This is a genomic window from Rhizosphaericola mali, assembly GCF_004337365.2.
GTDB classification, from domain to species: domain Bacteria; phylum Bacteroidota; class Bacteroidia; order Chitinophagales; family Chitinophagaceae; genus Rhizosphaericola; species Rhizosphaericola mali.
In genome coordinates this window covers 2,544,239-2,568,560 of sequence record NZ_CP044016.1, presented here as the reverse complement: position 1 = coordinate 2,568,560, position 24,322 = coordinate 2,544,239, and the positions used below count along the sequence as shown (strand labels likewise).

At 33.9% G+C, this 24,322-nt stretch carries 21 protein-coding genes; 11 read left to right on the top strand and 10 right to left on the bottom strand.

Annotated elements, in window-relative coordinates:
• Positions 1-274: 274 nt before the first annotated feature.
• The 7 genes from leuB to E0W69_RS11025 all read right to left on the bottom strand — a co-directional run bounded on the left by leuB (position 275) and on the right by E0W69_RS11025 (position 7,361).
• On the bottom strand, positions 275-1,390 hold the full coding sequence (gene leuB, locus E0W69_RS11055; protein ID WP_131330123.1) for a 3-isopropylmalate dehydrogenase: 1,116 nt from the start codon (positions 1,388-1,390) through the stop codon (positions 275-277).
• Entirely contained in the window at positions 1,383-2,867 is a 1,485-nt protein-coding gene (locus tag E0W69_RS11050) for an ATP-binding cassette domain-containing protein (RefSeq protein ID WP_131330122.1), read from the bottom strand. The genes leuB and E0W69_RS11050 overlap by 8 nt, the downstream gene beginning before the upstream one ends.
• 14 nt (positions 2,868-2,881) lie before the next feature.
• Positions 2,882-3,562 carry a 3-isopropylmalate dehydratase small subunit gene (gene leuD, locus E0W69_RS11045; protein ID WP_131330121.1) on the bottom strand — a complete coding sequence of 227 codons (681 nt, stop codon included), beginning with the start codon at positions 3,560-3,562 and terminating at the stop codon, positions 2,882-2,884.
• Positions 3,563-3,569: 7 nt separating this feature from the next.
• On the bottom strand, positions 3,570-4,259 hold the full coding sequence (locus E0W69_RS11040) for a class I SAM-dependent methyltransferase (RefSeq protein ID WP_131330120.1): 690 nt from the start codon (positions 4,257-4,259) through the stop codon (positions 3,570-3,572).
• A 50-nt stretch (positions 4,260-4,309) separates the two neighbouring features.
• Entirely contained in the window at positions 4,310-4,663 is a 354-nt protein-coding gene (locus tag E0W69_RS11035; protein WP_131330119.1) for a four helix bundle protein, read from the bottom strand.
• An 11-nt stretch (positions 4,664-4,674) separates the two neighbouring features.
• Positions 4,675-6,084: a 3-isopropylmalate dehydratase large subunit gene (gene leuC, locus E0W69_RS11030; protein ID WP_131330118.1), complete on the bottom strand. Its 1,410-nt coding sequence runs from the start codon at positions 6,082-6,084 to the stop codon at positions 4,675-4,677.
• 110 nt (positions 6,085-6,194) lie between these two features.
• Complete coding sequence (locus E0W69_RS11025; RefSeq protein ID WP_131330117.1) at positions 6,195-7,361, bottom strand: 2-isopropylmalate synthase; 1,167 nt, start codon at positions 7,359-7,361, stop codon at positions 6,195-6,197.
• Positions 7,362-7,554: 193 nt separating this feature from the next.
• Here E0W69_RS11025 and E0W69_RS11020 point away from each other — a divergent pair, with 193 nt between their 5' ends.
• Both E0W69_RS11020 and E0W69_RS11015 read left to right on the top strand, forming a co-directional pair.
• Positions 7,555-9,129: a hypothetical protein gene (locus E0W69_RS11020; protein ID WP_131330116.1), complete on the top strand. Its 1,575-nt coding sequence runs from the start codon at positions 7,555-7,557 to the stop codon at positions 9,127-9,129.
• A 10-nt stretch (positions 9,130-9,139) separates the two neighbouring features.
• Positions 9,140-9,754 (top strand): fumarylacetoacetate hydrolase family protein, encoded by a 615-nt coding sequence (locus E0W69_RS11015; protein WP_131330115.1) that lies wholly within the window; start codon positions 9,140-9,142, stop codon positions 9,752-9,754.
• A gap of 37 nt (positions 9,755-9,791) precedes the next feature.
• On the opposite strand, the gene E0W69_RS11010 is transcribed toward E0W69_RS11015, so the two are convergent.
• Together E0W69_RS11010 and purB are read right to left on the bottom strand one after the other, a co-directional pair.
• Positions 9,792-10,271 (bottom strand): hypothetical protein, encoded by a 480-nt coding sequence (locus tag E0W69_RS11010; protein WP_131330114.1) that lies wholly within the window; start codon positions 10,269-10,271, stop codon positions 9,792-9,794.
• A 95-nt stretch (positions 10,272-10,366) separates the two neighbouring features.
• Positions 10,367-11,713, bottom strand: coding sequence for an adenylosuccinate lyase (gene purB, locus E0W69_RS11005; RefSeq protein WP_131330113.1), 1,347 nt, complete (start codon positions 11,711-11,713; stop codon positions 10,367-10,369).
• 75 nt (positions 11,714-11,788) lie between these two features.
• Here purB and E0W69_RS11000 point away from each other — a divergent pair, with 75 nt between their 5' ends.
• Entirely contained in the window at positions 11,789-12,541 is a 753-nt protein-coding gene (locus tag E0W69_RS11000; protein WP_225321234.1) for a menaquinone biosynthetic enzyme MqnA/MqnD family protein, read from the top strand.
• A 19-nt stretch (positions 12,542-12,560) separates the two neighbouring features.
• Positions 12,561-13,064, top strand: coding sequence for a hypothetical protein (locus tag E0W69_RS10995; protein WP_131330111.1), 504 nt, complete (start codon positions 12,561-12,563; stop codon positions 13,062-13,064).
• 43 nt (positions 13,065-13,107) lie between these two features.
• Here the strand turns inward: E0W69_RS10995 and E0W69_RS10990 are convergent, their stop codons facing one another.
• The gene (locus E0W69_RS10990) at positions 13,108-14,850 is read right to left on the bottom strand and encodes a chloride channel protein (protein ID WP_191967819.1); all 1,743 of its coding nucleotides are present in this window, start codon (positions 14,848-14,850) and stop codon (positions 13,108-13,110) included.
• A gap of 161 nt (positions 14,851-15,011) precedes the next feature.
• Between E0W69_RS10990 and E0W69_RS10985 the strand changes: the two genes are divergently transcribed.
• From E0W69_RS10985 to E0W69_RS10955, 7 genes are read left to right on the top strand one after another with little or no spacing between them, the layout of a single operon-like run.
• Positions 15,012-17,060 carry a hypothetical protein gene (locus E0W69_RS10985; protein ID WP_131330109.1) on the top strand — a complete coding sequence of 683 codons (2,049 nt, stop codon included), beginning with the start codon at positions 15,012-15,014 and terminating at the stop codon, positions 17,058-17,060.
• A 46-nt stretch (positions 17,061-17,106) separates the two neighbouring features.
• Positions 17,107-18,648 carry an MATE family efflux transporter gene (locus E0W69_RS10980; RefSeq protein WP_131330108.1) on the top strand — a complete coding sequence of 514 codons (1,542 nt, stop codon included), beginning with the start codon at positions 17,107-17,109 and terminating at the stop codon, positions 18,646-18,648.
• A gap of 31 nt (positions 18,649-18,679) precedes the next feature.
• Positions 18,680-19,924, top strand: a complete 1,245-nt coding sequence (locus tag E0W69_RS10975; RefSeq protein ID WP_131330107.1) for a polysaccharide pyruvyl transferase family protein — start codon at positions 18,680-18,682, stop codon at positions 19,922-19,924.
• Positions 19,925-21,142 (top strand): glycosyltransferase, encoded by a 1,218-nt coding sequence (locus E0W69_RS10970; RefSeq protein ID WP_131330106.1) that lies wholly within the window; start codon positions 19,925-19,927, stop codon positions 21,140-21,142. It begins immediately after the preceding gene.
• 18 nt (positions 21,143-21,160) lie between these two features.
• Entirely contained in the window at positions 21,161-22,486 is a 1,326-nt protein-coding gene (locus tag E0W69_RS10965; RefSeq protein WP_131330105.1) for an O-antigen ligase family protein, read from the top strand.
• 23 nt (positions 22,487-22,509) lie between these two features.
• The gene (locus E0W69_RS10960) at positions 22,510-23,412 is read left to right on the top strand and encodes a glycosyltransferase family 2 protein (RefSeq protein ID WP_191967818.1); all 903 of its coding nucleotides are present in this window, start codon (positions 22,510-22,512) and stop codon (positions 23,410-23,412) included.
• Between the two features lie 8 nt (positions 23,413-23,420).
• Positions 23,421-24,284 (top strand): glycosyltransferase family 2 protein, encoded by an 864-nt coding sequence (locus E0W69_RS10955; protein WP_131330103.1) that lies wholly within the window; start codon positions 23,421-23,423, stop codon positions 24,282-24,284.
• Positions 24,285-24,322 lie beyond the last annotated feature (38 nt).

The following is a 24,322-nucleotide window of genomic DNA, read 5'->3' as shown; positions in this document are numbered from 1 at the left end:
CCTTGGAGGCGGGTTATATAAAGTTTATTAAATTACAAGTTATATAATTCCACCTCCTTTGAACAAAGGAATAATAATGACCACCACGATAATAATAATCTGGCTGACGGAAATTATTGTATTTATAAAGCTTTTGTTCATTGAATTTTCTTAGAATTACTCAGCGAATATAAACACTTTTCTGAATTTATAAAATGAAATTTCTATTTTTTCATTTTATAAAAATATTTTTAAAGAACTTCTAAAAATGAGACAATTATAGTCTCAAAACTTATTAAATTATAGTTGATTTGCCCACTTCCATTGTTTTCTTATTAAACTCGGTAGGAATTTTATTTTCAATAAAATCTTTAATCAAATCGCCTATTGTATTTGTAGAATAGTTATTAACAGGATCAATATCTTTACTTACAAATCCTTTTTCCAATGTCCAAGCAACTGCATTTCTTACAAGATTTGCTTCTTCTGTTAGGTTGAAATAATCCAATAAAAGCGCTGCAGATAGGATAGATGCCAATGGATTGGCTATGTCTTTGCCTGCTGCTTGAGGATAAGAACCATGAATTGGTTCAAACAAAGCTGTTTTATCTCCAATGGATGCGGAAGGCAACAATCCTAATGAACCACTTAATACAGATGCTTCATCACTAATAATATCTCCAAACATATTTTCTGTAAGAACTACATCAAATTGTGCAGGATTGATAATGATTTGCATTGCTGCATTGTCTACGAATAAATAATCAACGGTAACATCAGGATAAGATGCTGCCATCTTTTGCACAACTTTTCTCCATAGTCTTGAGGTTTCTAATACATTCGCCTTGTCAACTAATGTCAGATGTTTTTGACGTTTTTGAGCCGCTTCAAATGCTAATTTAGCAACGCGTTCAATTTCAAAACTTGAATAAGTACAATCATCGGAAGCGGAATTGCCGTCTTCGCTTTTTGATTTTTTCCCGAAATATATACCACCAGTTAATTCTCTATATATTAGAAAATCTACACCTTGCAATTTTTCATTTTTCAAAGGAGAAAGATGACTAAGTGTTGGGTAAATAGTGATCGGACGAATATTTGTAAAAAGATTTAATTCTTTTCTGATTTTCAATAGTCCTTGTTCAGGGCGCACTTTCGCATTTGGATCGTTGTCATATTTAGGATCTCCAATTGCGCCGAATAGAACTGCATCTGTTTTCAAACAAGAAGCAATAGTTTCATCTGGTAATGGATTACCCGTTTTATCAATTGCAATAGCGCCCATCAATTGGTAATCATAGGTAAATTTATGTCCAAATTGATCTGCAACAGCATTCAAAATTTTTACAGATTGTTGAGTGACTTCTGGTCCGATACCGTCTCCAAGTATGACCGTAATATTCTTATTCATGTACTAATATTTCTCTTTTGTGATTTTTTAATAGTGTCGGATTGCCATGTTCTAACTGCAAAATCTGATCGATGCAATTAGGAATTTCATTGTCATAGTGACTAATATAAAGTATCGTTGTATTCAACTTCTCCACTAGAATATCAATCATTTGAACAAATTCTTGCGTTTGGCTTTCGTCCAATCCTTGACAAGGTTCATCTAATAACAATAATGGCGGATTTTTTACCAAAGCGTTGGCTAATAAAACCATCCGTTGTTGTCCTGATGAGAGTGTATTTAAACGCTTATTTTGAATAGTATTCAAATTAAAAACGTTTAACCATGCAGCCACACTCGCTTCTTCTTCTGGTTTTAATTTTTTAAACAAGCCCATCGTGTCAAATAAACCGCACGCTACAGTTGTATAAACGGTAAGGTTTTTATCATAGTAAGCGAAAACTTCTGGTGATACGAAACCTATAGGACGTTTAATATCCCAAATGGTTTCACCACGACCTCTGCGCTTATCGAATAGATAAATTTCGTTGGCATAGGCTTGAGGATTATCGCCTGTAATTAAACTCAGTAAAGTAGACTTTCCGGCTCCGTTATGCCCTTTTACCAACCATTTTTCTCCTTTTTTTACCGTCCAATTGATATTATTTAAAATTTTCTTTTCGCCATATTGAACGTTTACGTTGACCATTCTGATCGCATTTTCAAATACTAGAGAATCCTTTTGAATTAATGGAATGGCATCAGTGTCTATTTTAAATTTACTTTCTTGCAACGTAGGAGTGAAGTCTTTAATAGAACTAAATTGATGTGTCGTGTTACTATTTAGTTCTAATATTTTCGCAGCACTTTTTGGAAATGCATGATGTACGCCAGATATAATGATAAACGTGCTGCCTTTTATAGTTCGCTCGTCTATTATAGCATATAGTTTCTCACGACTCGCTTTATCCAAACCGATAAAAGGCTCATCCAAAATCATCAATTGCGAAGGCTTCAACAATGCTTTTATTAATTGAAATCTCTTATGCTCTCCTGACGAAAGTTGAATGATTGGCGCCTCTTTTCTTTCAAATAAATTAAGATTATTTAAAAGATTTTCTACAGATTCTTTATTGTCATCTATTGCTAATAATTCATCCATCACAGTATAGGAATCTGTTGAATCGGAAGAATTAAAACGTTGTTGATAATAAAAGCCCGTTGTTAAGTTGCCTTTATTTTTTAAACTATAACGTTGTTCTATGAATTTTGTCGTTGGTTGGACTTCGGTATTTTCTTTATCAAAGAAAATGTCAATCACACCATTTACGTAAAGCTTTTTAGCTAATGCCAAAGCCATCGTCGTCTTTCCATTGCCAGACGCACCAGTGATTATCAAATTTTCCCCTTTGTTAAGGGAAAAATCAATATTTTCTAATACAGAAACTCCGTTTAGAACGATATTTTTGATATGTGCGACTATAAAAGGATTTGACATTGCTACGTGATTTTTTAGATTCTTGTTTTTTCGTATGCTTCGATTTCTGTTCTGATATTGAGTAAATAATCGATATCGTCGAAACCGTTTAATAAACAAGTCTTTTTATAATTATTGATGTCAAAATGAGCAGTTCCATCTGTGTTGTCAGCGTATTTTGCATCCAAAATTTTTATAGTTTGTTGTTCAAGATTTACTTCTATTTCAACCTTAGGATTCGCTTCTACCGCAGAGAAAATTTTATGTAAAAAATCTTCTGTCACTTGCACTGGTAACAAGAAATTATTAAGTGCATTATTTTTGAAAATATCTGCAAAAAAACTACTTACAACTATATCAAAACCATAGTCTTTTATTGCCCAAGCCGCGTGCTCACGGGAAGAACCACAACCAAAATTTTTACCTGCAACTAGAATTTTACCAGAATAAACGGCATTATTCAATGGAAATGATTCAATGGGTTGGTTTTCATCATCGTTTTTATAACGCCAATCACGAAAAAGATTTTTTCCAAATCCATCTCTATTTGTTGCTTTCAAAAATCTAGCTGGAATGATCTGATCGGTGTCTATATTTTCCAAAGTTATCGGAACAATACTTGTAGAAATAAGCTTTCTATCTGATTGAAATTTCGCCGTACTTTGATCTGCTTTTTTATTTGATTCCGCTTGTTGCGAATGTATAATTTCACTCATTTGAATATTATTTTTTAGGCTTTTGACCTGCAAATACTACAAAGTTGTAGTATTGATAATAATTATTTACATTTTCAAAACCAATGTTTTGCAACCAACTTAACTGATCTGAAAGTTTAGCGAAAATGTCTAATTTAACTCTTTCAAAAGCGCTTTCTTTTTCAATTTCAGTCAAGGAAGATTTTTTTACTTTAGTAACCCAAGTGGATTTATTGATTTGGTCAATATAATCCGTTTCTCCAGCTACTTGGTCTGCATTAATAAATATGCCACCAGGTTTTAATGCTTTGAATATTTTGTTGAATAATAGTTGTTTCAAATCATGGGGTAAATGATGGATGGCTAAGCCAGATACTATAGCACAATATTTGTCCTCGCCAAAATCTGCTTCTGCAAAATCTGCTTGCATAAACTGAATATTATCCTCACTATCAAATCTTTCCTTGGCTTTATCCAACATTTTTTCAGAAATATCGACAAGGGTAATTTCTGCATTTGGATATTTTTCATGAAAAAATGCACTCATCAATCCCGTACCCGCACCCACATCCAAAATTGATTTGATTTGAGGTAGTTGTTCGGATATTTCCAATGCTGTTTGATAATAATCCGAAAAACAAGGGATTAAAATCCTTCTTTGTTTATCATATTTATCCGAAACGGCATTGAATTGATATTGAATTTTGTCTACAACCATTTTTAAATTATGAAATATGAAATGAGAAATGTGAGTTTAATTTCCCGTATTTAATATTTACTTTTTTTACTAATTGAAACAAATATCGCGGTTAACTCATTTGCTTCATTTATTAATTTATCCAAAGTATCATTATTATTAATTGGTAAAACTTCTTTTAAAACTTCCAACCAATAATGAGATTCATCCGCTTCTTCAATTACAATAGCTGTTTTATTAATGAAATCTTTCGTTGATTTTGCTCTTGCCATTGCTCTGCAATTCGCTCCAACCGAACCTGCAGAACGGATTAATTGCTTAGCGATTTCAAAACTTGCTGCATTTCTTGGTAAGGTTTCACATAGTTTGATAACTGCTATATGAAACTTTTTGGTTCGATCATGCAATCCAATTTCTGATTTCATTTTTCAAAACTCTAATTTAAAAGCTCTCTTACATCTGTGATTTTTCCCGTAATCGCTGCGGCTGCTGCGGTTAATGGACTTGCCAACATGGTACGCGCATTTGGTCCTTGACGACCTTCAAAATTTCTATTGGAGGTACTTACACAATATTTACCAGCTGGAATTTTATCTTCGTTCATACCCAAACAAGCACTACAACCTGGTTGACGTAGCATGAAACCTGCTTCTTCTAATATTTTGTCGATGCCTTCTTTTTTCGCTTGCGCTTCTACTTGTTTAGAACCAGGAACGATCCACACTGTAACACCGTCTGCTTTCTTTTTGCCTTTAACGAAATCGGCTACCATACGCAAATCTTCGATACGACTATTCGTACAACTTCCGATGAATACATAATCAACTTTGTGATCTTTGATATTTTCACCAGGAATTAAGCCCATGTAATTCAAAGATTTTTCAAAATTTACATGATCTTCTGTAGGAATTTCTTCTAATTTAGGTACATGACTTGTTACGCCAATCCCCATACCTGGGTTGGTTCCATAAGTGATCCAAGGCTCAATATCTTCCGCTTTATAGTTGTATTCAATATCAAATTGAGCACCTTCTTCGGAATATAAAGTTTGCCAATAAGCTAATTTTTTATCCCACTCTTCCCCTTTAGGCGCAAATTCGCGTCCTTTAATATAGTCAAATGTTGTTTGATCTGGAGCAATCATACCACCACGAGCACCCATTTCGATACTCATATTACAAATCGTCATGCGCGCTTCCATACTCAAACTACGAATGGTAGAACCCGCAAATTCTATAAAGTATCCCGTCGCTCCACTTGCAGAAATTTGAGAAAGAATATAAAGTACGATATCTTTAGAAACAACACCTTTTTTCAATTCACCATCAACGTTGATGCGCATCAATTTTGGACGACTTTGCATCAAACATTGTGTCGCCATCACCATTTCCACTTCTGAGGTGCCGATACCAAAAGCAATCGAACCAAATGCACCATGTGTACTCGTGTGACTATCACCACATACATACGTACATCCAGGTTGTGTTACGCCTAGTTCGGGTCCGATAACGTGTACAATTCCTTGGAATGGATTACCCAAACCATATAGTTCTACACCAAATTTCTTACAGTTTTCTTCCAATGTTGCAACTTGGATACGGCTCAATTCCTCTTTGATCGGTAATTCCTGATGCAAAGTTGGAACGTTGTGATCTGCTGTTGCTACTATTTGTTTCGGACGAAACACGGGCAATCCTCTTTTTTCCAAACCCTTAAATGCTTGTGGGCTAGTTACCTCATGTATAAATTGAGTGTCAATATACAATACGGAAGGTCCATCTGGAATGTTTTTGACAATATGTTTTTCCCATATTTTGTCAAATAATGTCTTTTTTTCTGTACTCATCGCAAAATATCTAATCGAAATTATTCATCCAAAATGCTATCCATCTTTACAATAGCATTTATATAAAAATTAATAAACCTTAGCGAAAACGACGCTAAGGTTTGATAGGTTTATGCATTCGCAGTTGCAAATGTCTTCGCAAGTTCATTCAAATCATCATCATTGACTTCTTTCTTGCTATCTGCAACTTCAAGGAATTGTTTGTACAATTCATCCATTTCATCTCTTGTAAATTCATGTCCCAATCCACGCATTCTAAATGCCAACGCCGCTCTACCACTTCTCGCTGTCAATACGATATGTTGTGTATTACCTGCACCGACTTCTTCAGGATTAATAATTTCATAGGTAGATGAATTTTTCAAAAATCCATCTTGGTGAATACCAGAAGAATGCGCAAATGCGTTGCTACCAACCACAGCTTTATTTGCTTGGATCGGCATACGCATCGTATCTGAAATCAATCTAGACATTGGATTCAACAATTCAGATTTAACATCTGTATAAAATCCCAACTCTGGATGTTTTTTGATGATCATGACGACTTCTTCAAGCGAACAGTTACCCGCTCTTTCACCGATACCGTTGATTGTGGATTCGATCTGACGTGCACCACCAATAGCTCCAGCTATAGAATTTGCTACTGCCAATCCCAAATCATTGTGACAATGACAAGATAAAATCGCTTTATCTATATTAGAAACATGGTTGATTAAATACTCCATTTTAGCCTGATACTGGTGCGGCAAACAAAAACCTGTTGTGTCCGGAATGTTCACAACGGTTGCTCCTGCACCAATAACGGCTTCTGTCAATTTTGCCAAAAACTCAATATCCGCTCTACCTGCATCTTCCGCATAAAACTCAACATCATCTACAAAGTTTCTTGCATATTTCACGGCCTCAACAGCACGTTCCAATATGTTTTCTCTTGTAGTGTTAAATTTGTACTTGATATGATTGTCAGAAGAGCCGATACCTGTATGAATTCTTGGTTTTTTCGCTAGTTTTAACGCGTCTGCGGCAACCTCTATATCTTTTTTAACAGCGCGAGTCAACCCGCAAACTGTAGCATTTTTTATAACTTTAGAGATTTCTTCTACGGAAGAAAAGTCTCCAGGAGAGGAAATAGGAAAGCCCGCTTCAATAACGTCTACACCTAATTCTTCCAATTTGATGGCCAATTCAATTTTTTCTTTCGTATTAAGCTTGCAACCTGGTACTTGTTCGCCATCTCTAAGGGAGGTGTCGAAAATATGGATCTTTTGATTTGACATAGAATCTTTTAATTTAATGCGTGATTTAGAAGTTATATTTGTAAATATGCAGCTTCTAAAAAATGCGTTTTGCAAACTTAGGAAGATGCATTGCATATTAAAAATCAAAAATGTATACTTTTTACACTGGCTAAGTGTTTTGAAATATATTTAATTAATTGATTATTAATATTTTATGTAAAAAATATTTACGATGCCCAACCGAAATTCGGATGAATTATTTCAATTGGTTAAATCATTAGAAAAGAGTGAAAAGCGCAATTTCAAGCTTTTTATGAAGCGTCTTGCTGGGAGCGAGGAGATGAAGAGCGTTTTACTATTTGATACTTTGGATAAATTGGAAGAGTATGACGAAGATATTGTATTGAAAAAAGTAGATGACAGCATTAAAAAATCTCAATTATCTAATATAAAGGCATTGTTATACAAGCAGTTAATGTCCTCACTACGCATGGTTCGTGATGATGACAATGTAGAAATGTATCTCAATGAAATGCTTTCCTATGCTCGTATATTATATAATAAGGGATTGTATATGCAGAGTTTGAAACTTTTGGAAAAAATCAAACAAACTGCATTTGAAAATAATCAATTGACTTTTCGCTTACAAGCGGTGATTTTTGAAAAGAAAATTGAAGCTTTACATATTACGCGAAGTGCAGAGAATCGGGCGGAATTGCTTTCTCGAGAATTGGATGAAATTGATAATCGCTTGGTCAATCAAGGTAAGTTATCCAATCTGAGTTTGCAGATGTATGGTTGGTATATCAAAATGGGACACGCAAGAGACGATAAAGATGTCGCGGCCGTAAAAATGTTTTTTGAAGCAAATATGCCCATATGCGAATTGAATCAGCTGAAATTTTACGAGAAAATGTATTTTTTCCAAAGTCATTGCTGGTACTATTTCATTTTGCAAGATTTCAAAATGTTTTATCGACATGCGCAGAAATGGTTGGATTTGTTCGACGACAATCCACAAATGATTCCGATTGAAACAGGACAGTATATTAAAGCCTATCACAACCTATTAAGTGCACATTTCGATACCAATAATATAGAGAAGTTCAATGAAATATTGAAACGATTCGAAGAATTTTCCACTTCTGAAATTGCCAATAGCAATAGTAATAATCGAATTCAAATATTTACGTATTTGAATATTGCTCGGTTAAATGGACATTTTATGTGTGGTACCTTTTCCGAAGGATTGGAATTGGTGCCTTATTTGGATGAAAAATTGGAAGAGTTTAGGTTGCAATTGGATATGCACAGAATTCTCGTTTTTTATTATAAAATTGCTTGTTTGTATTTTGGAAGTGGTGATAATGACAACACAATCAAGTATTTGAATAAGATAATTCATATAAAATATAGTTTGCGTACAGACATTCAATGTTATGCGCGCTTATTACATTTGATTGCCCATTATGAATTGGGCAATGAAGAGATATTAGAATCCTTGATTAAATCGGTGTATCGCTATATGGCGAAAATGAAAAATCTCACGGTTGTAGAAGAGGAGATTTTCAATTTTATAAAGAAGACTTTGAGTATTTCCTCCTCACCAAAAATGATGACAAAAGCCTTTATTCAATTGAAACATAAATTGGAAAAATACGAAGGAAATCCTTTGGAATCTCGTTCATTTATGTATCTCGATATTATCGCCTGGTTGGATAGTAAGATTAGAAATATTCCAGTGCAAGAAGTAAGAAAAGAGCGCTATGCTCAAAAAATGCAATTGATAAAAAATAATCATTATTAAATCGTAGAATATGAAAATAATTTGTGTGGGACGTAACTATGTGGCGCACGCGTTGGAATTAAAAAATGAAGTGCCTGATGAACCCGTTTTGTTTATGAAACCGGAATCTGCCTATTTGTATTACAAAGACAAATTTCATTATCCAAAATTTACCCAAGATTTGCATTATGAATGTGAATTGGTATTGAAAGTTTCTAAGACAGGCACAAATCTTACTGCAGAAAATGCGTTTGATTATGTAGATGAAATTTCTTTGGGAATTGACTTCACCGCAAGAGATATTCAAACGAAGTTGAAAGCTAAAAGTTTGCCTTGGGAAAAAGCAAAAGCTTTTGATCATTCTGCAATCATCGGCGATTTTATTCCATTTACATCAGCAATGAAAAGTCAACATTTGTTGTATACTTTGGAAAAAAACGAAGCTATTATGCAAAACGGAGATACGGATTTGATGATTTTTCCCATGCGTGAATTGATTGCGGCGATTACGCAATATTTTACTATTGAACCAGGTGATTTAATATTTACCGGAACGCCAGCGGGAGTCGGAGCTTCCAAAATTGGTGATCATTTTATTGGGAGAATAGGAACGGAAAAACTATTCGAATTTACAATTGAAGCGTAAAAAAAAACGAGCATCATTATGATGCTCGTTTTTTACTTTAAAATGCGTTCGTATCTTGTACATTAATGGACTGCATTTGCGATCTAAATTGAGTCATTATAAAGGAACCAAAGCACAAGAACATGATAAGATAAAATGCAACAACGACGATGATTAAAATACCAATAAACTGATACAGTTTGGATTGATATTTAAGTGCAATTTCCCAATATTCATTATTGTCATTTTCTAGTGCCAATTTGGAATATTTGGAAAACTGAAAAAGATAGATCGTTGGAATGACATTAAGACTTAGTAGTGCGGCTGCAAATATTAATGCGATAATACCGATAGCTCCCATTGATTTTAATAAAACGGCTGCATAGGAGATAAACATGAGTCCAATTAAAATAAAGGAAAGAATTGCTAAAAATTTGGTCCATTTTATGGTCTTTTTTACATATTCTTTGGCAATAAAAGATAAATTTAAGCCAGGATTTGGCAATTGTTCTTCGGGGTTTAAAAAAGGATTTTCCATGTGTTGATCTATAGTTTTGTTAATTTTATTTCCAAATATAACATGGAAAAAGCATAAAAAAACAGCGTTGAAATTTTTCAACGCTGTTTTTTTAATTAATATTCTGGATTGATTCCCACATAATTTTGTGGAGTGATCTTCATTAATTCTTTTTTTACAGATTCGCTTACGTCAAGATCTTTGACAAATTTGTGCATGTCTTTTTCTGTAATATGCGCTTTACCACGTGTTAACGCTTTCAATGCTTCGTAAGGATTTGGATAATTTTCTCTACGCAAAATTGTCTGAATTGCTTCTGCAACTACCGCCCAATTTTTTTCCAAATCTGCAAGGAACGTTTCTTCGTGTAAAACGATTTTACCCAAACCTTTTTCAATAGAATTAATGGCAATGGTTACATGCGCCATCGGAACACCCAAATTTCTTAATACAGTAGAGTCTGTCAAATCTCTTTGCATTCTACTAATCGGCAATTTTTCGGATAGATGTGTCAATAATGCATTCGCAATACCCAAATTACCTTCTGCATTTTCGTAATCAATGGGATTGACTTTGTGTGGCATTGCAGACGAACCAACCTCACCCGCTTTAATTTTTTGTTTGAAATAATCCAAACTGATATAAGTCCAAATGTCTTTACAGAAATCCAACAATATCGTATTGATACGACGGATCGCGTCAAAATGCGCCGCTAGATTATCATAATGCTCAATTTGCGTAGTGAATTGTTGTCTTTGCAATTCTAATTTTTCTTCCACAAATTGATTGCCCAATTTGATCCAATCTTTTTTAGGAAAAGCGACATTGTGCGCATTGAAATTACCCGTAGCCCCACCAAATTTTGCGGTGAATGGAACTTGAGAAAATAAAGCAATTTGATTATCTAAACGCTCAACGAAGACCATCAATTCCTTACCCAAACGTGTTGGAGAAGCGGGTTGTCCGTGTGTGCGCGCCAACATCGGAATATCCCTCCATTCTTTTGCAAATGCACGAATGTGATTTTGCAAATTAATAATCGAAGGTAAATACTCATTAGAAATATAATCTTTCCAACTCAATGGAATGGATGTGTTATTGATATCTTGTGACGTTAGACCGAAATGCACCCATTCTTTGATGTCTTTTCCGCCAGCTTCGTCTAATTTTTCTTTGATAAAATATTCAACAGCTTTGACATCATGATTGGTCGTAGCTTCAATCTCTTTGATTCTTTTCGCATCTTCAATGGAGAAATCATTTGCCATGATTTCCAAAGCAGCTTTGATTTTTGCGGGTAATTTGAATATTTTTTCTTCAGATAAAAAGATAAAATATTGTACTTCTACAAATACACGATATTTAATCAATGCAAATTCAGAAAAATAATCGCCTAGAAACTGAGATTGTTTTCTATATCTACCATCAATCGGGGATATAGCTGTTAAATTGTTAAGCTCCATTATTTTGTTTTTAAGAAAATGTTGCCAACTGCAACAATAGCTTTTTTATATATTTGCGTGCAAAGTTAAGTTATATTGAAGAAGATTAGAGTAGCTTCTGTGAGCTATTTGAATGCGAGACCATTAATTTATGGCGTGCAAGATTATAGTCCACTGCAAGACAAGATGATTTTAGTGGAAGATTATCCTTCCAAATTGGTAAAAATGTTAGAAGATGATGAGGTAGATGTTGGCTTGGTTTCGGTGGCAGCCATTCCCAAATTAAAAGATCCGCATATAATTTCCAATTACGTTATCGCCGCTGAAGGCGATGTAGCATCTGTTTGTTTATTTAGTGAAGTGCCTTTGGATGAAATTACAACGGTACTTTTAGATTATCAAAGTCGTACGTCGATTAACCTGTGTAAAATTTTGATGAAATTTTTGTGGAAAAAAGATGTCGAATTTATACTGACAACGGGCGAATTTGTAGATCAGATAAAAGGGACAACCGCTGGCGTTATTATTGGCGACCGAGCATTAGTCCAATTAAATAATTTCAAATATATTTACGACCTCGCAAGAGAATGGCGCAAGTTGACGGGAAAGCCATTTTTGTTTGCAGCGTGGATTGCCAATAAACCTTTACCCGAAGAATTTGTTCAGATATTCAATGAGGCAAATAGTCATTGGGAAAAATATTTGGATCAGATCGTGACTGAAAAGCCTTTTCCCGCCTATGATCTAAAATATTATTTTACACATAATATTAATTACGACCTTACGCAGGATATGAAAGATGCTTTGCAAATGTTTTTAGATTATTCCAAAGAAATTGATTTTATATAAATATTAAAACTAGAAAAACGTGTTGACACTTTATAAAATATTGTCCTTTATCATCATGCCGATTTCCTATTTTGTGTTGGTGTGTATTTTCATGGCGATGCCAATGGCTTTTGCAAATCCACAGATATTATTAGGGCTTGCGTTTATGATCTGTTTGTTTTTGTATAGTTTTTTTAGTTTTAGGTTCAATTCTAGAGCCGTTATTGGCAATAATCCTGTGAAGAGCAATTTGAAAGATTGGATTAAGATAAATTCTTACGTTACATTTTTCCAACAAGTAATGTTATTCATTTCTATCATTTTTATTTTGACCAATCAAAGTTCTGTTGAAACACAATTCAGAGCCACCTATAACCAAATGGAAGCCATGCAGAGTTCTAATTTGAACTTAACGTACTCGCAATTCATTCAATTTTTGATGGGATTTTTTAAATTTATTCTGATAATTTCTGCAATATATATTACGCACATCATATTGACTTGGCGTTTATTACGTGCCTATCGTGAATATTTTACGTTATAATTCTCGTTTAAGTTTTAATAATTACCAGTTTTCGGAGAAGTCATTAGTAGGAATTACCAATGACTTCTTTTCTGTATTGTGATAAAATATCCATTTTACTTACAAATCCCAACCAAACATTATCTGTATCTATAATCGGTAAATACATAGTGTGACTTTTACCATCTTCAAATCTTTCTAATGCATCGCTTAATAAGTGTTTGTAATGCAACGGTTGGATTTTTGTCATAAGATGTTCGACTGTAATTTGCTTATTTTCGGGTGCAGATTCGAATAAAGCATGTTTGATTGTATTGAAAAATAGAACACCTTTATATTTCATGTCCTTATCCACTACTGCAAAAATGTATTGATCGCTTTCTTCTATTTTAGGTAAAATGTCTTGAATAATATCTGTTTCGAAAAAATGTGGAAAATTACCATTGATAAAACTCACCAATTCTAATTTACTCAAAAGGAAATGATCTTTATCCAAAGGATTTAAAGAGGTTCTGATTTTCAATTTTTTCATTTCCATAGATAATGGTTCGAAATAACGAACCACACAGAAGCTAATCGCGGCAACCAACATTAAAGGAATAAATAAAGAATAGCCATTGGTCAATTCAGCACTCAAGAAAATGGCGGTAAGTGGTGCGAAAAACATCCCACTTAGCATCCCAGCCATCCCAGCTACAATGAAATTGGCCATGGGTACATCCACTTGGCCAGTCAGAATACAAAATTGTCCCAAAATATATCCCATTAATCCGCCAATAAACAAAGATGGTGCGAAGCTACCTCCATTACCGCCACCTAATAAAGTCAACCCCGTTGCAAATACTTTTAATAAACCTATCACAACAATGGTGGCAAATAAGATCCATTTGTTATCAGTATAGGTTAAATAAAAGGGCCTAGTAGACTCGGCCAATGTATGTGTGTTGGCCAATCCTTTGATGAATTGATACCCTTCTCCGAATAATGGAGGAAAGAAAATAATTAAAATTCCTAATAAAATCGAGCCAGTTAACCATTTCAAATACGGCGATTTAACTTTGGCAAATTGGTGTTCCATCCATTCAAATACTCTTGCGTAATACAAAGAGACCATACCACAGATTACCCCTAATAAAATATAGAAATGCAAATTGCTATAATCAAATGGACGCATGGAAATAAAAGATAACAAGATATTTTCACCGAGTAAGACTTGTGACATGATGGAGCCCAATGCTCCTGCAATTAAAAGTGGAATAAAAGAGGCTATCGAAATATCGATCGCTAAAACTTCCACTGCAAATAAAACTCCTGCCACTGGAGCACTGAATGCGGTAGATATACCAGCAGCAATACCACATGCAATCAATAATGTTTTGTCTTTTTTGGATAAATAAGCCACTCTACCAATATTAGAACCAATAGCGGCACCTGCGGCAACAATGGGAGATTCCAATCCTGCAGAACCACCCATACTGACAGTAATGCCACTCGTTATTAATGGGGAATACATTTCACTAAAAGGTAGATTGGCATTTTGTTTGGCTATAGCATAAACAATGGTGTCATTACCCTTCAGGAAATTCTTTTTAAATATTTTGATAATCAATATATTAGTCAATCCGATACCAACTAAACAAACTAAAGGCGGATACCAAAATCTTTGACTTACTTTTACATCTACAAAGAAAAACTCCTCTAAATGATATACAAATATTTTCAACGCAACAGTGGCACAAGCAACCACCAATCCTACAATTACACACGATAATAATAAAAACTGAGGAGCGGATAGCTTCTTTTTCAAAAGCAGAATGATGTATCTGCATTTGTTCATTACTTTTTGGAAAACCTTGTAAAACATAATATTGGTCTGGATTTCTATGTAGATCTATTTTTTACCTTGGAGAAAAAAACAATATTTTTGTTAAGGTGTAGATCTAATATTAGGCAAAATTAATTCATTGTATGGCATTATTAAAAAAGAAAGATAAAAAGAGAAAGGATTTAATCGAAGCGACCTTGTTAGAGGACTACAAATTGGATTTTTTGGATGAAGAAGCTGGCTTAGAATTTTTGGTAGATTTTTTTCAAAGAATACGTCCAATTCGATTAAAATATTTCTACCATTCAGATGAATTGCTGATTGATATGAATAAACAATTGGTTGACAATCAATTGCTATTGAGTAATGTACGTTCGGCATTCTTGTCTCAACTTTTGAATACAAATTTGGTTCCGGCACTAACAGAAAGTGGCTTATATCAAAGTCAAGGTTTTGGACAAGAATTTACCAAAAGAATGACTTATAAGTTATTACCACCTTTACAAGAAAAAGGTGATTTTTTATACGTACTAAATCATATTTTTTACAATAAAGGTGATTATTTATGGGTGCAAAATATACCAAGGCAGATTTGGATTAATTTTTTTGAAATAATTGGATTTAAAGGATCGTCTAACAATGCATCCGTTACTAAACAATTACTGAAGTCTACTTTAATATTATCTTACCGTGTTGCCAATTTGGGGTTAGATAAAGAATTGGTGAATTATCTAGATGAAAATGTAAAAGGAAATCGAAACAATCCATTTGTCCTTCAAAATTTAATTAGTGTCCAATTAGAAACCGTATTAAAAGAAGAACCTAGTAACGTAAAAAAAATCAATGATTTACTCAAAGATTTGGAAGATATGTTGTTGGCTTCTATTTCTTGTTTACAAGATGTCCAAAAAAATCAATCGGAAAATGGAGCGAGTGTTTCACTGACTTTCACCACTTTTAGATTGGAATCATTTTTGGATAGAATGCGCATCTTAGTAGATTCAATGAATCAAGATGAACATTTGGATACGGGAAAATTTGTGGATTTGTTTAGATTGTTAGTTAGAAATGAAAAACGTAAATCTAGTATTCGTGAATTATTTTCCCAGACATTGGGATATGTAGCGTATCAAATCGCCGAGCATAAAGGTACAAAAGGAGGGAAGTACATCACAACCACTGCAAAAGCTTGGTGGAAAATGATCTATACCGCAGCGTGGGGTGGCGTAATCATTTGTTTTATTGCATTTTTCAAATTGCTATTACATTTATTAAATATTCCTCCGTTTTGGCAGGGAATTGCGTATAGTATTAATTATAGCGTGGGATTCGTCGCAATAGAAGAAACTCATTCCACCTTGGCAACCAAGCAACCGGCGTTTACGGCAAGTGCGGTAGCGAGTTCTTTAGATAGCAAAAAAAATGTTGGCAATCCAAATCTGTACCAATTGGCGGTAACTGTTGCAAGAGTAATGCGTAGCCAAAATGCGTCGTTTATTGGTAATTTGATGATCGTGATTCCTGGTTCCTATTTATTAGCATTTTTGTATGATAAAATCAAAGGACATAAAATTTTGGAAGGAGTACATGCCTTAGACACCCTACAAGATCAACACCCATGGCATAGTTTTTCTCTTTTGTATGCTTGTAATGCTGGGGTCTTTTTATTTTTGACAGGATTGTTAGCAGGATATGTTGGCAATAAAATGAAATACGAACATGTAGCCAAAAGAATCGTGCAACACCCAATTTTGAGTTTGACTATGTCAAAAACGAGATTGGAAAAATTGGGTAATTACATTGAACATCATTCCGGTGCGATGGCTGGTAATATCGCTTTCGGGTTTTTAATGGGAATGTCGAGTGTTGTTACGCAAATTTTCGGAATCAATTTCGATGTACGGCACGTAACAATTGCATCTGCCAACGTGGCAATTGGTTGTTACGGGTTGGGATTTGAAAATATACAACCCCGCTTCTTATGGGAACTAGCTTTGGGGATTTTTGGCATTGGATTTTTCAATTTTGCTATTAGCTTTTCCTTGGCATTTTATGTTGCACTGCGTTCTCGAGGTATTAAGATGCGTGAGTATCCAGAGTTTATTAAAATACTTTGGCATTATTTTAGGAAACATCCATTAAGATTTTTGTTTCCCCCTAAAGAAAGTTCGCTTGCTACAGATAAGCAATAATTAATCACTTTTAAATATGAGACTTTTAGTTTTTTAATTTACATAAATGACGCAACAGAATTCTTCTAGTAAAATAATACTCAATACCGTTATTCTATTTACACGATTAATAATTTCAATTGTAATTGTATTGTTTTCCACGAGAATAGTATTGCGTGCATTGGGAAATGCTGATTTTGGAATTTACAGTTTGATTGCAGGTTTGATTATGATGTTGTCATTTTTAAATACTGCAATGGCGACTAGTACACAAAGATTCTTATCTTTTTATCAAGGAAGTAATGATATTGCTATTTTAAAATCTATTTTTAAAAATAGTTTATTGCTACATCTTGCAATCGGTGTTATAATTGTGGTCTCCTTACAAGTGTTAGGTTTATTTTTATTTCATGGGTTTTTAAATATTGCTCCTGATCGTATACATGCTGCCAAAGCGATTTATCAGTTTATGGCTCTAACATTTTTCTTTAATATCATTTCGGTTCCATTCATGGGATTGTTAAATGCACATGAAAATCAATTATGGTCGGCTATTGTAGCTTTAGTAGAATCATTTGCCAAATTGGGAATAGCATATTATCTCTTCTACACACATCAAGATAAATTGATTGTATATGGAATGTTGATGGCTTGTATTGGCGTGTTGAGTTTTGTACTATATGCGGTTTATTGTTTTAAAAAATATCCAGAATGTGTCGTAAAAGGAATCTGGCATTATGATAAAAAGCAGATTAAAGAATTGTCTTCTTTTGCAGGTTGGAATATGTTTGGATCAGTCTGTTCAATTGGTCGTGTGCAGGGCGTTGCAGTGCTTTTAAACAAATTTTTTGGGACGATCATTAATGCTGCATATGGAATCTCCAATCAAGTAATTTCTCAGTTAAATTATTTTTCAGAAACTTTATTGAGAGCCATTAATCCGCAAATTATGCGAAGTGAAGGTGATGGAGATCGAAAACGAATGCTGTCTTTATCCATGACTGCATCCAAATTTGGTTTTTTTCTGATGGCCGCTGCGGGTATTCCGATTATTTTCGAAATGCCGGCAGTTTTGCATTTATGGTTAAAAGAAGTACCGCCGCACACGGTTATTTTTTGTAGTCTTTCGATCATTAGTGCATTATTAAATCAAGAAACCGTAGGATTACAATCGGCTGCACAAGCTATTGGAAAAATTAAAGTGTATCAAATAGTTATGGGTTCTCTCATATTAATGAATATCCCCAGCGCTTTATTGTTGTTATACCTACATTTTGATCCGTATTGGGTAATATTAGTATTTGTATTTATAGAAATTATTGCTTGCATATTTAGAATGTTCTTTTTGAAAGAATTGGCGGGGATGGATATATCGGAATATTGTAAAAAAGTATATGTTCTACAGATTATACCTGTCGCAATCAATTTAGGTGTTTGTTATTTTTCGGTACGATTTTTTCATTCACCTTGGCGTATTCTCATCACATTTTTACTTTCTGGTATATTTTTCTTTGGTTCAATTTTACTTTTTGCACTAGAAAAAGAAGAAAAGCAACTCTTAATAGCCATGGTTCAAAAGCTAAAAATGAAGTTGAAGCCAGTGCAGTAAATTCTGTGCTACCTTACACAAATGATTAATAATGAGTGATCTAAAAGAAAATATAAAAGATTTTGTCGGTGATAAATTTTACCAAATTATCAAGCGACAATTGAAACCTAATAATAAAAATACGCCAACGGACACGATACTTTTACTGCCTCCATCAGATTTGGATGGTAGTTTTGGGGACGAATTGATGGTGGCGTCTTTCGTTAAAAATTTTTCAAGCGATAAGAACGTAATCATTTATACAGATCATAAAATTGAACGAAATGATTTTCTTTCGGCTTATCCACAAGTATCTTATCAAGGTGGTTTTCACGTAAGAAATTACAATAAATGGGCAGAAACTTTACGCAAAGTAGATGCAATTTTCATCATTGGCGCAGATGCATTGGATGGCGCTTATTCTGTACGTCATAGTATGCGATATATCCGAATCGCTGAAATGGCCAATCTCCTTGGTAAAAAAGTATATTTTTCGGGTTTTAGTATCAGTAAAAAAACGCCTCCAGAGATTTATGAAGCTTTCAGAGCGGTGAGTAAATTTGCTTATTTGAAAGCGCGAGATGTGGATTCCTATCAACGACTTGTCGCAGAAGTCAATCCTGAGCGTGTAATTCAAGTGAGTGACATGGCTTTTGTCTGTCCCGAATTAGCTGAAACAACCTCACAAACGAATTATCAAAAATTTGAATCTTGGGCTAATAATAGCAAAGCGCATGGCGATTTTATCTTTGCATTTTGTCCAAATAGTATTCAGGCGGAAAAGATTGGTTTGGATAAGTATTTGATTGAATCCATGGCTTTATTGCAAGCGTTTAATAAGGTTGGTAATGGCTCTGTAGTGTTTTTGTATCATGATATTCGACCTTTGTGTGGCGAACTTTCCGATAAAGATATTTCGCAATTGTTATTTGAAAAATACAACAAAGCATTTACAGGAAAAGGATTTTTTGTCCAAGATTTGAAAAATGGTCCACAATTAAAAAGTTTTTTACATTCTGTAGATGCAACCATTACGGGAAGAATGCATTTTGGAATTTCAGGTATTGAAGCAGGAAAACCAATGTTTGGCGTCTGTTACGCCAATAAATTTGAAGGAATGTTGCGCTTATTTGATATCAATCCAGATTGTAGTTTGGTGGATTATACAGAGATGGACAAAGGTCAACCCATTGTTGATTTATTTTTACAAAATCTGACACATTTTACCAATAAAATTGTCAATCATTTGGATAATATAAAGAAAATGTCTTTATTGAATGGAGGTGATATTCGATAAATGAATACAGCAAAAAAAATATTATTTGTAACCAAACATCCTGCACATTCATCGATTGCGATGGCAGGTAATCAATTGTTTAATCATACATTAAATTCTTTTTGCAAAGATTCCAATTTTGAAATTGGTTGGATTTATGCCGGAAAATGGAATGATGATTTTGCAAAAATGAAAGAGGCATTTCAATCGAATTCCCGTGATTTTTCCGTAAAAATTCCAAAGATAATTACCCTTTTTACAGGATTGTATTATCGCACTTCTTTACGATTATTTTTTGCGCGACGCAATCCAAGTTATTACTTACTGGATCCTATCTACGGACATTTTTACAAAAAAGGATTGGGGAATGTGAAAAAAACTGGTTGGTATCCGGACTGGATTGTATTGGAATGGACAGAAGTTTTATTTCTTTTGCCAATATGTAAATCCTTATTTCCAAATGCTAAAATTGCAGTTACCGAGCACGATGTTTCGTTTGTAAAATTGCAAAGACGTTTTGCGCATAAGGAATTAAATATGCAAACAATTGTCGATCCTTTCAAAAAATTAGAATTAAAATTGCTTTCTGACGTTAATTTAATCAGAGTTTTGAGTTTGGATGATAAGAATATTTTGATTGATAATGGCATTCATTCGGATAAAATAGAACTGGTCGCACCTTATTATCATCGCGTAAACCTAGAGCGAAAAGCTAAACTTTTACCTCAGATTGTATTTTATGGTGCTTTAAATCGTGAAGAGAACAAAGAGGCAGTTAATTGGTTTATAGAGCATGTGTATCAAGCATTTCAATTAGAGAAAAAGGTAAAATTGATTGTAATTGGGGGCGGAGGCGCAGAGTTAAAACAGAAATGGAGTAACCTGCCGGGAGTTGAATTTGCAGGATATGTAAAAGAACCTGAAAAGATATTTCTTGAAAGTGTAGGTATGGTTGTACCGCTTCTCAATGGTGGTGGTATTAAGATAAAAGTCTTAGAATCAATGACTTGTTCCTTGCCAGTGATGACCAATTCAATTGGTATTGAGGGAATAAGAGCAGAAGATAAGGTAAGCTATCTGCATTGCGAACAACCAAAAGATTATATGAAAGCGGTTGATTTATTGCTTTCCAATCATGAAAAAGCGCGTGAAATTGGAAATAATGGCAGAATGTTTGTTGAGCAACATTTCAATTATGAAAAGAGCATGGAGGAATATAAATCCATTTTGTCTCGATAATCCTTTAGAAATTTAAGAATGATAATACAGATAATATTACTTCTAATTTTAGTGGCATTGGCATTTTTTATAAGTGAAGAATGGATATTGATGGCTGTTGTGGCTATTGTACCATTCCACTTTTTCATTAAAGAATGTTTGTATCCATTAATTGGAGAAGGATCTTTATTTGCCATGTGGAAAGAACTGGTATTGATGGTAGTTTTGGGTAAAATATTGTGGCAAATAAAACAGCGAAAAATTAAGGTAAATAAATATTATCCACTTTGGTTGGTGGTGATTGCGCTGTTTGGCATCGGCATTCTATTTCTATTTGCACCTAATAAAATGGATGCATTGATTTCAGTGAAAAGTTTGGCATTTCCACTTGTTGCTTTTTTCATTGCCGCGCATTTGAGATTTATTCATATTAACCAAAGGATTTTCACCTTTGTATTGAGTATCAGTGCATTTCTGGTGTTTATTATTGCACATATCGAGCAACTATTTATGCCAGTTCAGTTTGGACATTTGTACCGAATTATAACGCAAATATTACCTAGCGGGAAAATTTTATATACAGAATCTGCCTATACAATTTTGGCGAAAAATAGAATGTACGGACCTTTTGTAGGTCCAAATGAATTGGGAATGTACACCGCTTTGATTCTATTATATTTCTCTTATGTGTTATTTGCCTTGAGAAATAATTGGAAAAATAAAGTCTTTTTATTGGTGTTGTTGATATTGGGAATTTCGACATTAATGCAAACTTACTCTCGTGCTAGTTGGGCCTTATTCCTATTTGCTGCATTTATTTTATTCGTATTTGTGGTAAGACGTTGGAAACCGATTTGGCAATTTGGGGTATATGTAATTGCGTCTGTTGTCGGTATGGTATTGATAAACAAAGATTTACCTGAAATATTCATGGCGTCTATCACAGGTAAGGAAGCAAGTGCAGGAGCGAGAAAAGTAACATTTGAGGAAAGTGGTATTAAGATATTTGAACGTCCATTTGGATATGGTTTAGGCACAGTTCAATATTCCTCACCAAATCCGCGCAGCTTTAATACTGAAATTTATTGGTGGTTGATACTTGGTGAGATTGGTATTCTTATGGGTTTATTATTACTTGCAGTGTATATTTTGTCCATTGTGAAAATGTTTTCCTATAAACGAACAGAACGAAACATTTTTACTTCTGTTATGCCTTGTTTCTTGATCGCCGCAGTATGTGCAGGCTGGGCTTCGGTAATATTGTTTGATCCAATTGTGCAGTTAGTCATTTGGTTATTTGTAGGATTAGGTATCAATCTTTCATTAACTAAAAAAACAATATGGACCAGCGCACCGCTATTATAATATTAAATTGGAACTCGTCAGAGATGACGATAGCATGCTTGGATTCCTTAGCTCAGATACACCACGATAATTTTAAAGTATTTGTGGTAGATAATGGTTCTATTGAGAAAGAATGGAAATTGATTGATGATTATATTTCTACTAATAACCAATTGTTTACATTGATCTCTTTACAATATAATTATGGATTTACAGGAGGAAATAATGCAGGAATAATCGAAGCTCAAAAGGAATATCAACCTAAAAATGTTTTACTTCTCAATAATGATACGGTTGTTGATCCTTTCTTTTTGAAAGAAATGGAAGTAGAATTCCTGAAAAATGAGCGTATTGGTATTGTCGTTCCAAAGATTTACTTTTATGATGAACCTACAAAATTATATTATGCTGGAGGTTATATAAATAAACTTTCTGGAATGGGAGAACATAATTTGTGGAAACAAGAAGATCCCAAAGATAATTTCAAACCACAATCTGAGCAATTTGCAAATGGCTGTTGTATGTTGATTTCTAGTAAGTTATTAGACAAAATTGGCTATTTAAATGATCATTTTTTTGCTAATATCGAAGATGTTGAGTATAGTTATAGAGCATTGAAGGCTGATTTTGGCATAATATATGTACCTAGAGCAATTGTATGGCATAAAGAAGGTTTTGCGTCAAAGAAAAACAAAGGTCAATGGTTTAGAATTTATTTGTGTACAAGAAATTTGATTTTGTTTTTTAGAGAAAGAGCTCGTTGGTATTCCCTCTTTCTATTTGTCCCTTACTTCTTCATTCGATGGGTGGCTTACATGTCTTTAAAGTCCATTTTAAGTAAAGATTTTAAAAGTGTTCGTTCTATTTTCCTCGGATGTTTGGATGGAATTACCAAAAAATTAAGATACGTCCAAAGGCCAGATACATTCATTTTTAGGCCCCGTTAATCGTCGTTATGAAAGCAGAAATTGAAATCCTATTATCTACCTACAATGGTGAAAAATATTTAGAACAACAGATAGAATCTATTTTATCTCAAACGTATGGCAATTTTGTCCTTACTATTAAAGATGATTTTTCTACTGATGGTACGATGGCGATTATCCAAAAATACATCAATAAATATCCTGCTAAAATCAGACAATTTATAGATCCAAAGTATAAGAAGAACATGGGGTCTACATTTTCTTTCGGACGTTTGATGCAACAGTCTGAAGGTAAATATTTAATGCTTTGCGATCAGGATGACGTTTGGATGGAAAATAAAGTAGAAATTTCTTTGAATAAATTGAAAGAAGTTGAAGCGAAAAATCCGAATAAGCCAGCGATGGTATTCACAGATATGATTGAAGTTGATAAAGAATTGAAAACGATCAACGACAGCTTTATCAAACATCAAAAATTATCTCCTAAAGTAATCAAAGCACCAACTAAAGTGTTGGCAATGAATGTCGTAGCTGGTTGTACAACTATTTTTAATAGAGCCTGTATCAATGTTATTTTGCCATTCCCTTCTACAAAAGTGATACATGATCATTGGATGGCAATTAATGTGTCACATTATGGTATTGTAGAATTTTTGGATGTGCCAACTTTATATTACAGACAACATAGTGCGAATGTAGTAGGTGCCAATAATGTAGGTATGAAGTACTATTTATCCAAAGTATTCAGTCCTGTAAAACAAATGCAATTGTATAATGATTTGATTATCAATTTGAATTTCAAAATCAATGTTATGCAATTTATTTATTATAAAACTTGGTTTAACATAAAAAGGCTTTTCCAACCAAATAATGGAAATCCCGTTATAAAATAATCTGAGAAATTGCAACAGCGTCTTAATCAAACATTGTT